The sequence below is a fragment of the Bradyrhizobium niftali genome, assembly GCF_004571025.1.
In the GTDB taxonomy this organism is placed as follows: domain Bacteria; phylum Pseudomonadota; class Alphaproteobacteria; order Rhizobiales; family Xanthobacteraceae; genus Bradyrhizobium; species Bradyrhizobium niftali.
The window spans coordinates 114,650-127,534 of record NZ_SPQT01000030.1 but is presented as its reverse complement, the minus strand read 5'-3'; the positions used below and the strand labels follow the sequence as shown (position 1 = coordinate 127,534).

Sequence of the window (12,885 nt, the reverse complement as noted above, 5' to 3'; positions counted from 1 at the left end):
CCTGAAGCGAAGCGGCAATCAAGGAAAGGAGGTCTCACCCGACAATTGCAACAAATGGCAGGAGATGGCGAAACGGTCACCCCCGTCGCTTCCCGAACCTGATGTGTGGACCGGCACGGCTTGCGCCGATGTCTCGGGGCCGTTGAGGTGGAAGCGGGCGAAAACCATCGAGGCTCGCGGCGGAGACGTTGTCCAGCCGCATCAAGAAGCCGGATATACGTCAGCAGTTGTGACCGTCGATCCTGATCAAGCCGGTCGTTGCAATCGGGCGGGGTCCATATACGTCCACACATGGCCCATCGCTTCAGTTGGCGTAGTGCCACGCAAAGGGCGGTCAAGTGAAGAACCCTTACGCGCCGGCGCTGATGGATGATCGCGGCATCCCGGTCGTGCCGCCGGGCGGATCGAGCGCGGGCTCGGCTGTCGCGGTGGCGGCCGGCCTGTGCGCAGCCTCGATCGGCACCGAGACGTCGGGCTCGCTGCTGTATCCCGCGAGCAAAAACGGCCTCGTCACCGTGAAGCCGACCGTTGGGCTGGTCAGCCGGGCCGGGATCGTGCCGATCGCGCACAGCCAGGACACTGCAGGGCCGATGGGACGGTGCGCGACGCGGCGATGCTGTTGAACGTGCTGGCGGCCAAAGACCCGGCGACGGAGCGGCAGCGGCGGCCGGTCGACTACACCTACGGCGGCGGGCTGATCTACGACGCGCTCGGTTCCTACAACATGGCCTGGCGCATCGGCGTGGCGGTGGGGCTCGCCGCCGGCATCGTCGAGATCGCGTTTGCGCTGATCAAGCCGACCGCGCCGCCCTTGATGCGAACCGCATAGGCATCGTCAGCCACTGCTCATTCGTTGGGCGATGGGCTGTTGCGTGAAGCAGCGCGTGGCGCGGTTGCCGCAAAGCAGCAAACTGGAATCGAAGCGCATTCAGTAGCTTGAATGAATCGTGTCGATGGTGCGAATCTTGCCTGTCCTTTGACCGAAAATTGGAACCGTCTCTGACGCTTTCCGATCTGGCGACAAGGGAAAGGCCGATAAGCCATGAGGCTGGTCGGTGCCAGTCTCCAGCCATCGACGCTCGACGACCTCATCGCGCCGAGCCGCGCTCATTGTGTCCCGAAAATCCGAGCTGATCTCGCTGGCGTCGTCGCGCCGGCGCGCATGATCATCTCTGCGGTTCCACTCAAACAGGGCCCAGAAGACATCTCTTGCGACTTGGGAGGACGATGATGGAATCAAGAACATCCACCCGCCAAAGGCTCGTGACATTGGTGGTCGCGTTGCTGGGAATTGCACTGCTCTACCTCGCCCTCGGCGACGTTGCGCTCGCGGAGGATGCGGGCCCGCCAGCCTGCGGCGGCAAGATCCTCGAGAAGTGCACGCCCAATCCCGGCGACACCGCCTGGATGCTCACCTCCGTTGCGCTGGTGCTGATGATGACGGTGCCGGGGCTCGGGCTGTTCTATGGCGGTATGGTGCGCAAGAAGAACGTGGGCGACACCGTGATGACGAGTTTTGCGGTGACTTGCCTAGTTACGATTCTGTTCGCGATCCTGACCTATAGCCTGGCCTTCCGCGCCGGCACGCCGTTCATCGGCGGGCTGGACCGCATGTTCCTGAAGGACATCCTCAGCGACATCGGCAAGGGCGGGATCGGCAACCCCAATCCGCTCGCGGCGACGATCCCCGAAAGCGTCTACATCTGCTTCCAGATGACGTTCGCGATCATCACGCCCGCGCTGATTGCAGGGGCCTTCGCCGAGCGGATGAAGTTCTCCGCGATGCTCTGGTTCATCGGCCTGTGGGCGATCTTCGTCTACGCGCCGGTCGCGCATTGGGTGTGGGGCCCTGACGGCATCTTCGCCTCCGGCAACGACGCCGCCTGGGTCAAGGTGCTCGACTTCGCCGGCGGGACTGTCGTGCATATCAATGCCGGCGTGGCAGGCCTGATGTGCGCCATCATGCTCGGCAAGCGCAAGGAGGCGGGACCGGCCCACAACATGGTGCTGACCTTCATCGGCGCCTCGCTGCTGTGGGTCGGCTGGTTCGGCTTCAACGCGGGCTCCGCGGTGACGGCAGGCATGCAGGCCGGCATGGCGATGCTGGTGACGCAGATCGCGGCCGCGGTCGCCGGCTTCACCTGGATGCTGGTCGAGTGGTCGCTCAAGGGCAAGCCGACGGTTGTCGGCATCTGCTCGGGCGCGGTGGCAGGCCTCGTCGCCATCACGCCCGCGTCCGGTTTCGTCGGCCCGATCGGCGCCTTCGTGATCGGCATCGCGGCCGGCGTCCTCTGCTACTGGGGATGCACCGGGCTCAAGAACATGTTCAGCTATGACGACGCGCTCGATTGCTTCGGCGTCCACGCCGTCGGCGGCATCGTCGGCGCATTGCTCACCGGCGTCTTCGCCGTCGAGCAATATGGCGGCACCGCGGGGGCTCTGGAGGGAAACCCGGGCCAGTTCATCAACCAGTGCATCGGCGTCGCCACGGTCTTTGTCTACGATGCCGTCGTCAGCCTGATCATCCTGTACGTGATCAAGCTGTTTATCGGTTTGCGGGTGTCGGAGGATATGGAGCGCGACGGTCTCGACCTCGCACTGCATGGCGAGGTCGTGCACTAGATCGCCGACGGCAATGTTGAACGAATCCGGCCATCCGCGTTCCCCGCGGATGCGCCGGCACGGGAGAAGGCACGATGACCGAGATTTTTGCGCAAGGTGACCTGCTGATCGAGCGGGTACCCGATGTAGCGCCATCGGGAACGCTCGCCGAAATCGCCGAAGGTGCGCCTCTGGTCCTGCTGGAGGGCGAGGCCACGGGACATTGTCATGCGATCCGCGAGCGCGTGACGCTGTTTCGCGACGACGATCTGGCGCGCGACATTCCGGCCGGGCTCTATCTCGGGCATCTCCAGATCGCCTCGGCCTATGCGCGGGTGACGCATCAGGAGCATGCGCCGCTGACGCTGCCGCGAGGGACCTATCGGGTGCGCCGCCAGCGTGAACTGGGGCTCGGGATGCGCGCGTCCTCGCCGACTGAGCAGGCGCTGTCTGCGGGGCAGATGGCGGCGTTGGGCGATTACCGCGCGCGGTGGAGAGCCATCCGACGCTCGACGGCGCCTGCCGATCGCGACACCGCGGAGCAGGGCGTGCGTCTTGCCTATGAGGCCGCAGGACTGGAGCCGCCGGCCCGCATCGTATGGTGCGACAGCCCGCTGGCGCTGTCCGGGCTTGCCGGCCGGATGTCGCAGGGCGACGGCGGCAATGTGCGCTTTCGTCTCCTCGATCGCCTGCGCCGGCGCATAGCTTCGCAGGTTGAAGCGCGGGTTCACCGGAAGGTGCTTGCCGCGGTCGACAGCGCAGTCAATCCCGCCGACCTGCTGGTCGCCGCTGCGGCCGACGCGGTGATACGCAGCGTGCCGGAGCAAAATCTGTCCATGCTGGGCCAGCTGCGCCGAACCGGCCTGTCGTTCCCCGGCGTGTTACAGGCGCTCGCTGCTCCGCGGGGCTTTTCGACCTGCGCAGCGGGGCCGCACGATCTGTCGTGGCTTGGCGCTTATGACTATCTCCGCGAGGTCCTTGGTCTGCACGCAGAGACGGAGCCGCTGCGCGGCCTGATGCAACTCGCGACGAGCATAAGCTGGCTACAGCCGCACGAGCACACCTGCTGGCTCGCGGAGCGACCGAACCTCATGTGCGGTGACGCGCGCGACCGGCCGCATCACGCCAGCGGTCCGGCACTGCGTTATCCCGACGGCTGGTCGATCTAGGCCTGGCGCGGGGTGGAGGTGCCCCGCTGGATCATCGAACATCGGGACCGGATCACGCTCGCTGCCATCGACGAGCAAGTCGACGTCCAGGTCCGCCGCTGCATGATCGAGATCATGACGCCGGAACGTTACGTCGCGCTCGGCGGCGCCACCTGTGTGGCCGAGGACGAGACCGGAATCCTGTGGCGCCGCAACTGGCTCGCCGCGGACGCCTGGGCGGCCGTGGAGGTCGTCAACGCCACGCCCGAGCCGGACGGCACGCGCAGGCATTTCTTCCTCCAGGTGCCGGCCAATCTGCGCACGGCGCGCGAAGCGGTCGCATGGACCTACGGCATGAGGGCAGAGGCCTACGCACACCTCGTGCTGAGGACGTGATGCATGCGTGGTCGCTAGCTGCGGTAGTAGCGCCACATCCGCAGGAAGGTGCGATGGATCATGTCCGGCGGCTGATCGAACGGCTCGACATTGATCCGCACCATGTTGGTGTGGCTCATCCGCCAGGGCAGGCGCATCAACCAGCGCCAGAACGGCTGCTTGCGCCAGTCGGCCACCAGCGCGCTGGTGAGCGGTGCGTTCAGCACGATCTGGAGTTCATGCACCGTCATGGCGCGCTCGGCGATCTCGACAAGATCGATACGCTCGATGGCGCGCCACCGGATCAGGCCGAAGGCCTGGATGAAGATGCCGTATTGGTTCGCGCCGATCGTGGGCCGGCCGGTCTCGAGCAGCGGAATGTTGTAGTAGGTAAACCCGGCCGCGAGCGCCGCGAGCGCAAGCCAGTAGAGCGCGCCGGTGAGAAGCGCGGCCGTGCAGAAGATCGCGGCCAGCGCCGCCGTGACGTAGACCGGGAAATAAGTATCGTCGCGGCCATAAGCGACCGAATAGCCACCGACATGTCCCTCGTCCAAGGCCGCGATCATGGACGTGGAGGCTACGACCATCGGCCGCAAATAAAAACGGGGTCGCGAGGGCCCCGTCGGTGCTGCAGGTGGCCTAGGGGTTTGTCCTTATGTGCGGCCGCTTGGGAGTCTAGAGCGGACGTCGCGCTGCCTGGTCGTGATGGGCCGCTTCTGACCCGAACCGGACGTGTCACTAACGACCCGTGTAGGGAACTCCGTTGGCTAGCGCTCGTCGATGGTGCAGAGTCAAGCTTCTGGTAGTTCGCCGTTATGCTAGAGTCCTTCTGTCAAATGCTGAGGGATGGATTGTGCTCGAGCTGCACGTCGAACGCCGACTTGCCGCGATCCTGGCCGCGGACGTGGCTGGCTATAGTCGGCTGACAGGTGCCGACGAAGAAGGCACCATTACCAGGCTCCGGATGCTGCGAAAAGACGTCGTCGATCCGGCCATCTCGACCCATCATGGTCACATAGTTAAAACGACCGGGGATGGAATGCTGGTGGAGTTCGCCTCCGTCGTCGACGCCGTCCGGTGCGCCGTCGAGTTGCAGCGCCAGATGATCGATCGAAATGTCGGTATGGCTTCCGACAAGGAGATCAGTTTCCGCATCGGCATCAATCTAGGTGATGTGGTGGTCGAATCCGACGGCGACCTGATGGGCGATGGGGTCAATGTGGCCGCGCGCTTGGAGAACATTGCGCCTCCGGGCGGCGTCTGCCTGTCGCGCGCGGCCTACGATCAGGTCAAGGGCAAGATTGCCGTTGCGATGCACGATTGGGGCAAACGACGCCTAAAAAACATCGCCGAGCCAGTGCAGGTGTTTATAGTCGATCCGACCGACCTGCGGCTACCGTCACTCGCGAAGTCAGGCACCCGATCAATGAGAGTGGCCGCGGCCGTAGTCCTCGCTTTCGCGGCCATCGGCGGCGGTACGTGGTATCTGCTAGGTCTGACGGGCGTCACATCATTGTTCGTCCAGTCCTCAAAAACCGTTCCGTCACCCAGGACAGCACCGCGCTTATCCATTGTCGTGCTTCCCTTCTCCAACCTAAGTGGCGATCCGGGACAGGATTATTTCGCGGATGCGGTCACGGACGGCCTGACAACAGATCTCTCGCGAATTCAGGGCAGCTTCGTTATCGCGCGCAACACGGCGTTTACCTACAAGGGCAAGTCGATCGATGCCCGCCAGATCGGGCGTGAACTCAGTGTCCGCTTCGCGCTCGAAGGTAGCGTGCAGCGCGCCGGCGATCAGGTTCGAGTCAACGCGCAGCTGATCGATACAGAAACTGGCGGCCATGTCTGGTCGGACCGCTTCGATCGTCCGCGCAGCAACTATCTGGAATTGCAGGATGACATAACCGGCCGGATCGCCCGCATGCTGGGATTGGAACTGGTTGTTCTCGCGGCCCGCAGCATCGAACTGGAGCACCAGACCAATCCGACCGCGTCGGACCTTGCCTTGCAGGGATGGGCTGCCGTGTACAAGCCGACCACGCCCGAGACGCGTGAGGAAGCTCGGCGCCTGTTCGAGCATGCGCTTGAAATTGATCCGCATACATTAAGGGCAATGACGGGACTTTCCTTGACACTAGCCAATCTGGTGATCAATGGACAATCCCCCGACCCGGCAGGAGATTTACGTCGCGCCGACGAGCTATCGCAGCAAGCAGTCAGGCTCGATCCGAATAATGCGGCCGCTCATGCGTTGCGCGCCCGTGTCCTGCAGGCACAGCGGCGGCAGAAGGAGGCCGCCGAGCAGTACAGGATCTCACTGCAAATCAACGGCAACATACCGACAACGACGCTTTTTCTTGGCGAGACGTTCGTCTTCACCGGGAAATCTCTTGACGCAATCTCGCTGTTCGAACGCGCCATCGAACTCAGTCCACGCGACCCGGGTCTTGGAACGTGGCAGTTTGAAATGGGGCGCGCAATGATCCTGCTCAGGCGCGATGATGAGGCGCTAACCTGGCTCAGCAGGTCGGTGGCGACGAATCCGAGACTGGCATATGGCCAGCTCTACTACGCCGCGATCATGGCTATCAAAGACGATCTATCAGCTGCCCGCGCGGCACTCGCGGCGGCCGGTCGCCTGAATCCGAACTACACCAGTCTTGCGAAATTCCGGGCCACCGATCTGTCGGACGATCCTGCCTACGTGGAGCAGCGCGCTTACGTGGAAGGAGCGTTGCGCAAAGCGGGGCTGCCGGAGCAGTGACTTCCGCATATGGCCCGAACGCGAAGCCCGGACCGGCTCTGAAATCGTCTGGTTGTCGCGGTAGACCGGACGTGACCGGCGGCGGTCAGGACGGCGCCTGTTGACCCGAAGCGGCCTTCTAAGGACCGGGCAGCCGCGGCTTTCATTATAAACCGTTTCATTCTCCGGTTTTTAAGCGCAGGATGCCGCGCGACGGGTACTCCCAATAGGATGATCACATGAAGCGGCGCGAGTTCGTCTCGTTGGTCGGCAGCGGCGCTGCCGTTTGGCCGCTCGCAGCGTGGGCGCAGAAGCCGACGATCCCAGTCATTGGATTCATCAATGGCACATCGCCGCAGGGATATGGTCAATTCGTCGCGGCATTTCGCCGTGGGCATGGTTTAGCCGGAAAACATCGATAGTTGGTATCCAAATTTCCAATTGGATAGTCGTTCTGGTGGCTCTCGTCGTAATTTGGATTTTCTATCGCTCTGCAACGTGACGGTGGCTGCTTCCCCCTACGCCGTTGCTCACGGCGCTCCAGCCATTTTGCGATTTCGCCATCGACGCAATGGATCACGCTGGCAAGGTGCGTGTCGGCGGGCTTGACGTTGCCGTAGTAGACGATGACGTCGACAGTCGGCAGCGTAGCCGACCGATGTCTGCCCTCGGGGGTAATACAGACATCCCATTTCGGGGGCGCCACGACCGTTTTTGACCCATCTGCGACATTGGGCAGCACTCAAGAAAGTGTACGACCTCACTTGATCGGCGGAATGGTTCGCCCAGGCGGCGATGTCCTGAGCCTACCCGCTAATGTTCAACTGCCGCTGCACGTCAGCGATGAGTTGCTTCACGTCCTGATGGCCACCGTTGTTGAGGGTGATGCGCGTGCCTTGTCCGTCGGGCAGTGGCGTGGCGGTCACGATCCTATCCGTGTTGATGACGATGGGCTGATCGTCCGGTTGCGTGAACTGCACGAATGCCATGAAAGATGGATCCTGTCTGGTGGGCGCGCGAGCCGCGCGCGGCGCCCCGAAACCTGCGACGCGCGGGCGTCAAGGTCAAGCCTGTGTAACCGAAAACGTAAAGGCGAGGCGATTCAAATAGCTTGCGGCGTTTATGCCCGCTCCACCCGACGCGCCGCCCCGCTTCCCGTTGAGGGCAGCACTCATCTACGGGGTTGCGGAATGACCGCTGTTGGCACAGATGCGAAGTGCGCGATGTCCGCTATTTGGTCGCTATCAGGAAAAGCGGACGTCGCGGACATCGCGTTTTTGTAGATGCGGAGGTCATAGGAGGCGGGCCGCTGCTAGAGGTGGCGTGGCGGGCGCGGTAGAGAAGCTTGGCGAGCCGCCCAGGTTCCGCGCGGTTGCTGTGAGCGCATTTCTTCCCGCACACAATCCGCGGGCGGTTTTACTGCGTCAGATATCTATATGCGACAATCAGAGCCACCATGCTCGCGAAAATCAGCAGTGCCGAGAGGGATTTTCGGATCATTGGCCTCGTCGAATGGCGCGCAGCCGATGGAGCGGGCTGAGGTTTAGGCCGTCTCTGGAAGCGCACGACTTTGCCCTCTGTCGTTGGTGTGCGGGCCTTTGGTTCCGGGGCCGCGCCCACGCCTCCCATCTCGCTGTAATAAGCGCTGTAGACCTCGCGAACGGCCAGGGCGGTGGATTCGGCCTCGCTCATCGTCTCGAGTCGGGTTCGATAGTTAGTCAGAAAGCCCTGTGCGTTTGACGGAAGGTCATCGAAACCACCGAGCTTGGCCATCATGAGCCAAGTGGCAAAATCCGCCTCGGCCTTCGTGCGAGCTTTCTTGGCGATACTGGCGTTGGAGCTAGAGGACATGGTGGTCCGATTGGTTCGCCCGCCCAAACTCGCCGGCGTTCATGGCTATCGTTGGACAGTTCGCTTAGGTATCTCGGTTGACGTCAAGTGTCCCGCCTCGCGCCTGGCTTGGCGCGCCAGTGATTTGCCCTGGCGCCGAAGCCGCCAAGCGCGCTGGACCAAATTAAGGGGCTTGCCCACCGGCATCGTTGATCCGACCAATCTACTCCTTTGCCGAAGTCGTGTATCTTGAACGAGCCGAAAAGCTCGCTCATAAAACCGTCATTGAAAGGTTGGTGGCCGTGGTCCGAAGCAAAAATGCCTCGCCAACTTGGAACGATGTTAGGACCGTGCTCTTAGACTTCGATCGCGCAGGCCTTCGGGGACTGGTGCAAGACCTCTACACTGCGAGCAAAGAGAACCGAGCATTCTTGCACGCCCGCTTGGGCTTGGGTCGTGATCAGCTCCAGCCCTTCAAAGCAAATATTTCTACCTGGATATGCCCAGACTTAATGAACAACCAGTCCGTGTCGGTTTCAAAAGCCAAGAAGGCGATTGCGGACTACAAGAAAGCGATTGGTCGCCCGGAGGGAATGGCGGAGCTGTCGATATTTTATTGCGAAGAGGCATTCGGCTTTCTAGAATCCTGCAGCATGGAAGATGAAAGCTACTTTGCCGCTCTGATCCGCATGTATGGACGGTCCCTCGAATTTGTATCGAGCTTACCTGCTGCCCAGCGCGCCACCTACCTCGAGCGTCTCGACAAGATTAGATCACGCGGGAGCCACGTCGGCTGGGGGGGGCAGGATGAACTCAATAGCCTTTGGCACGCTGCCGCTCTGGACGAGCAACAGAGTGAATGACGGCTCCTTCTGTTGGATGAGGTAATCGACGAAGCGGCGCGAACATTCTACGGGGAGATTGCATGGCGCGCGCAGCTTGGCTTTACGGACTCGTCATGAAGCTTATTGCGCATCGTGGATGGTCTGCGGGTCCGGGTGAAAACTCGGTCGCCGCGTTCGCACGTGCCGCCCGTGGCGGCAGAATATCTGGTGTCGAATTCGGCGTCTGCCTTGCAGCGGATTCCGACACATTGGTGGTGTCACACGACCCGCCTCGTCATGTCGAGAATGCGCTTACCCTCGATGCGGCACTGTCGCTTCTTTCACCAACTGACTTTGAACTGTTTGTGGAGGTGAAGGAGACGGGACTTGTCTCTAGAGTCATGGAGAGGCTGGTTGCCCGCAACGTGGCCGGTCGCTCAGTCGTATTTGCCTTTGCCGCCGTCGCAAAATCCTTTCCGTGGGAGGCTGCGCGACCGGTGCGCCTGGGCATCATCGTCATGTACCCGTGGAACCTGAATCGTGCAGTGCGCAGGTATGCGCCGGATGTCCTCCTGCTCGGCTGGGACGCGCGCGCTTGGACGCGAGTCGCTTTTCGCGCCTGGTGGTCCGTTTTCTCGCTTGAGCAGCTTGCGCGACGCCACCACGTGCCGGTTGTTGTAGCAATCGTGCAACGCATGGACGACCTTCATTGGCTCTCGCGGCAGCGCCTCTACGGGGCGGTTGCCGACGTCGACCGCACTATCGGCCGCAGCGCCAGACCTGATTAGGCCGGCGCAAACCCGTTCTTCGCCCGTGAAATATTCGAAAGCGGCTGACAGATCGGCCTGATCTGGCGTGGCCGGCTTTTTCGGTGACGTCGCCTTTTGGCCCTAAACGACGGTTTGCGCGACGCCTGAATATTTCCGAAGTTGAGGGTAGTCCGCACTTTGGCTGCTAACGGCGCTAAACCGGACGCCACGCGGATAGCCCAATTCGGTCGAGAATGACCCCGCCACTTCGAGCCGCCCTGAGGGGATCTTGGTGGTTGGGCGGGGTCAGGCAGTGTGGCATAATCCACGACGTGGGCCCGTTAAGTCCATTGCTTCTTTGTCAAAGGAGAATCGCCATGTCCACGTACATGCTTCTCTGCAATTTCACCGAGCAAGGTGTTCGGACCATCAAGGAAATGCCGCAGCGTCGAGCGGCCGCCAGGGAGTTGGGCAAAAAGTTTGGCGTTGACATCAAGGCCGGCTATCTCGCCATGGGAACATATGACCTCATCATCCACGCCGAGGCCACCGACGATGAGGCCATGGCCAAGTTTCTCTTGTCGCTGGCCGCCATCGGGAACGTACGGACGACGTCGGTCAAGGTGTTCCCGGAAGCGGACGTTGACAAGATCATCGCGGGACTTGCGTAAGCTTAACGCAAATCAAAACGAAGGTCAGTTGTTGGCACATAACGTCGGCCAGCGCAGCGACATGTCTGAAGTTGACGGTAGACCGGAAATGACAAGCCGACCTTCAAAACAACGCTAATGACCCGAAGGCGACGTTCGGCCGGCGACCGCAATGATAGCCTTTGTGAGGATCAGGGCCATGACTTCCCACAACCGGGACAATCGTCAGAGCGCGACTGTTTCCTCGACCACATGTTTCAGCGGCGTCCCCTCAGCGGACAGGGTCATTCGCAGTTTGAGCTTGCCACCCTTCACCTCCCCGCTACGCACTAGGTTCTCAATTTCACGCTGCGATGTAACTCCGACATGCTTCAGAAATTTACGGATAGCCATATTGAAGCGGTCTTCATCGAACTCGGCGGTCATGGCTGTTCTCCCTGATCGGGCAGGCAAAGTCTAACACGAGGCGAGCAATGACGAAACATCGAGGCCCCGCTCGCGTCGCCGCCGACTTCCTCCTCAACCTGATTGCCTGCAACCTCGGCCCGAAGCTGACGACTACACCTGGAAACGAAAGTCTCACTCAGTGGAGTGCTTCCGCTCGTGGCCCGTTTGAGACCTTGCGATGGGCACTGAAGATGTCCGCTCATCGGGGCTGACCGGAAGTCTTCGCGGGAGGACTAAACCGACGCGAATGCCCCACAGCTGACGGCGCCTGTTCTCCAGGAGGGAATGTTTCTGGGCACGGCAGCTATTTCAACCACAGCTTGAGAGGAACTGCCTGTCGATCGGAGCAGTTCATGGTGCCAGTATAGGAGTCTGACAGTTGTCCGCTGTAGGTGCATTCGACCCCCGCAACGGAGAATGTCGCATTCAATTGGGGTGATGAGGCCGATATCTGAAAACGCATTTCACCGGTCTTCTCCTCCGGACCATCTTGAATGCATACGCCGACGTGCTTCATCGTTAATGGCCCGGAGTATTCCTTTATAGGGCCGGAAGCCGTTTCCGTGACGGTGGCGGTCAACCTCCCACTCGCCGAGATAGCCGGAGTATCCGATGATCTGCAGTGATTGAGCGACCAGCCGGGGTCGCGAGAGCAATCAGAACGATAGGCAGAAAGAATGCTCTCACGATATGCTCCCGTATATATCGCTGCAGCCCCTCAGCGCTTCGTCAGAAACGCGCGCGCGTCGGTAACCTCGGTCCGGGTATTATCCGCAGCATCGGCGATCGCAACGACCTTGCTGTAATACTCGTGTGCCTTGGCGGACTCACCGGACTTTTCGGCGGCCTTCGCCGCGCCCACGTAGGCGCCTAGCCGGTTTGGCTCCTTCTTCAGCGTCGCTTCAAAGGCGACGAGCGCGTCCCTGGCGTTACCGCTATCGAGCAGCATGACACCATAGAGTTCGCGAGCCGGCTTGGGTACGCCCGGCGTCACCGGATGCTTCTCGGTCTTGTCTTTAGCATCGGCGGCTGCGCTCATCACTTTCAGCGCGTCGTCGCGCTTGCCCTCGGCATAGAGCATCCAGGCGGTAGCGACCTGCCGCTGAATGTCTACCTACTCCGACCAATAAGCATCCTTCGCATCTCGCAGCTTGTCCCGCAACTCGGCGAGCTTGGCGATATCTGCCTTAGCGGCTTCAGGATTGCCCGAACGGGCTGCGCCTTGTCCCGACACGCATGGGTCCAGTAACGTCCGTTTCGGACGTTGCCGAATGGAAAACAATCAGCATCGGGACGTTCCCGGATACGTTTGCTCTCCTCACCGCACTGAGTGCGATTGGTTGCGGCGTCGGTAACTCGGCCGCGGAGGCTCTTGCCCGACCTGCGTTTACCGTTAGCGGCACCGCGACATCCACTTGCCGAAGCTTTCCGCTCCACCGCGTGGGGGCTGGGGATAGCGCGGTGGAGCGGTAGCCAAGGGCGCGATTTGCATCGATATCCCGGGGCAGTGGTAGC

The 12,885-nt window shown here is 61.6% G+C and carries 14 protein-coding genes and 1 pseudogene; 9 read left to right on the top strand and 6 right to left on the bottom strand.

Annotation, left to right across the window (positions count from 1 at the left end):
* Window positions 1-338 precede the first annotated feature (338 nt).
* The 4 genes and pseudogenes from E4K65_RS37320 (at window position 339) to E4K65_RS48275 (ending at window position 4,145) form a co-directional block, all read left to right on the top strand.
* Window positions 339-623 (top strand): amidase family protein, encoded by a 285-nt coding sequence (locus E4K65_RS37320; RefSeq protein WP_235885905.1) that lies wholly within the window; start codon window positions 339-341, stop codon window positions 621-623.
* Entirely contained in the window at window positions 614-829 is a 216-nt protein-coding gene (locus E4K65_RS37315) for a hypothetical protein (RefSeq protein ID WP_235885903.1), read from the top strand. Before E4K65_RS37320 ends, E4K65_RS37315 begins: the two co-directional genes overlap by 10 nt.
* Window positions 830-1,227: 398 nt before the next feature.
* A complete protein-coding gene (locus E4K65_RS37310; protein ID WP_283813922.1) occupies window positions 1,228-2,622 on the top strand; it encodes an ammonium transporter in 1,395 nt (464 codons plus the stop codon).
* A 74-nt stretch (window positions 2,623-2,696) separates the two neighbouring features.
* A pseudogene (locus E4K65_RS48275) lies at window positions 2,697-4,145 on the top strand (DUF6745 domain-containing protein).
* 14 nt (window positions 4,146-4,159) lie between these two features.
* Here E4K65_RS48275 and E4K65_RS37295 read toward each other — a convergent pair.
* Window positions 4,160-4,690, bottom strand: coding sequence for a hypothetical protein (locus tag E4K65_RS37295; RefSeq protein WP_135178336.1), 531 nt, complete (start codon window positions 4,688-4,690; stop codon window positions 4,160-4,162).
* Window positions 4,691-4,977: 287 nt separating this feature from the next.
* Here E4K65_RS37295 and E4K65_RS47865 point away from each other — a divergent pair, with 287 nt between their 5' ends.
* Window positions 4,978-6,891, top strand: coding sequence for an adenylate/guanylate cyclase domain-containing protein (locus E4K65_RS47865; RefSeq protein WP_167771452.1), 1,914 nt, complete (start codon window positions 4,978-4,980; stop codon window positions 6,889-6,891).
* Between the two features lie 218 nt (window positions 6,892-7,109).
* Window positions 7,110-7,292 (top strand): hypothetical protein, encoded by a 183-nt coding sequence (locus E4K65_RS37280; protein ID WP_135178335.1) that lies wholly within the window; start codon window positions 7,110-7,112, stop codon window positions 7,290-7,292.
* Between the two features lie 384 nt (window positions 7,293-7,676).
* Here E4K65_RS37280 and E4K65_RS37275 read toward each other — a convergent pair whose 3' ends face one another.
* Both E4K65_RS37275 and E4K65_RS37270 read right to left on the bottom strand, forming a co-directional pair.
* Window positions 7,677-7,859, bottom strand: coding sequence for a hypothetical protein (locus tag E4K65_RS37275; protein ID WP_135178334.1), 183 nt, complete (start codon window positions 7,857-7,859; stop codon window positions 7,677-7,679).
* Between the two features lie 427 nt (window positions 7,860-8,286).
* Window positions 8,287-8,721 (bottom strand): hypothetical protein, encoded by a 435-nt coding sequence (locus tag E4K65_RS37270; RefSeq protein WP_027548302.1) that lies wholly within the window; start codon window positions 8,719-8,721, stop codon window positions 8,287-8,289.
* Between the two features lie 491 nt (window positions 8,722-9,212).
* Here E4K65_RS37270 and E4K65_RS48270 point away from each other — a divergent pair, with 491 nt between their 5' ends.
* The 3 genes from E4K65_RS48270 to E4K65_RS37255 all read left to right on the top strand — a co-directional run bounded on the left by E4K65_RS48270 (window position 9,213) and on the right by E4K65_RS37255 (window position 10,944).
* Window positions 9,213-9,563 (top strand): hypothetical protein, encoded by a 351-nt coding sequence (locus E4K65_RS48270; RefSeq protein ID WP_209312127.1) that lies wholly within the window; start codon window positions 9,213-9,215, stop codon window positions 9,561-9,563.
* Between the two features lie 62 nt (window positions 9,564-9,625).
* Window positions 9,626-10,312 carry a PI-PLC domain-containing protein gene (locus E4K65_RS37260; protein WP_135178333.1) on the top strand — a complete coding sequence of 229 codons (687 nt, stop codon included), beginning with the start codon at window positions 9,626-9,628 and terminating at the stop codon, window positions 10,310-10,312.
* A gap of 338 nt (window positions 10,313-10,650) precedes the next feature.
* Window positions 10,651-10,944: a GYD domain-containing protein gene (locus E4K65_RS37255; protein ID WP_027528060.1), complete on the top strand. Its 294-nt coding sequence runs from the start codon at window positions 10,651-10,653 to the stop codon at window positions 10,942-10,944.
* Between the two features lie 204 nt (window positions 10,945-11,148).
* On the opposite strand, the gene E4K65_RS37250 is transcribed toward E4K65_RS37255, so the two are convergent.
* The 3 genes from E4K65_RS37250 to E4K65_RS37240 all read right to left on the bottom strand — a co-directional run bounded on the left by E4K65_RS37250 (window position 11,149) and on the right by E4K65_RS37240 (window position 12,451).
* On the bottom strand, window positions 11,149-11,349 hold the full coding sequence (locus tag E4K65_RS37250; protein ID WP_027548237.1) for a DUF6494 family protein: 201 nt from the start codon (window positions 11,347-11,349) through the stop codon (window positions 11,149-11,151).
* 325 nt (window positions 11,350-11,674) lie between these two features.
* The gene (locus E4K65_RS37245) at window positions 11,675-11,950 is read right to left on the bottom strand and encodes a hypothetical protein (protein ID WP_135178332.1); all 276 of its coding nucleotides are present in this window, start codon (window positions 11,948-11,950) and stop codon (window positions 11,675-11,677) included.
* A gap of 138 nt (window positions 11,951-12,088) precedes the next feature.
* The gene (locus E4K65_RS37240) at window positions 12,089-12,451 is read right to left on the bottom strand and encodes a tetratricopeptide repeat protein (protein WP_235885902.1); all 363 of its coding nucleotides are present in this window, start codon (window positions 12,449-12,451) and stop codon (window positions 12,089-12,091) included.
* Window positions 12,452-12,885 lie beyond the last annotated feature (434 nt).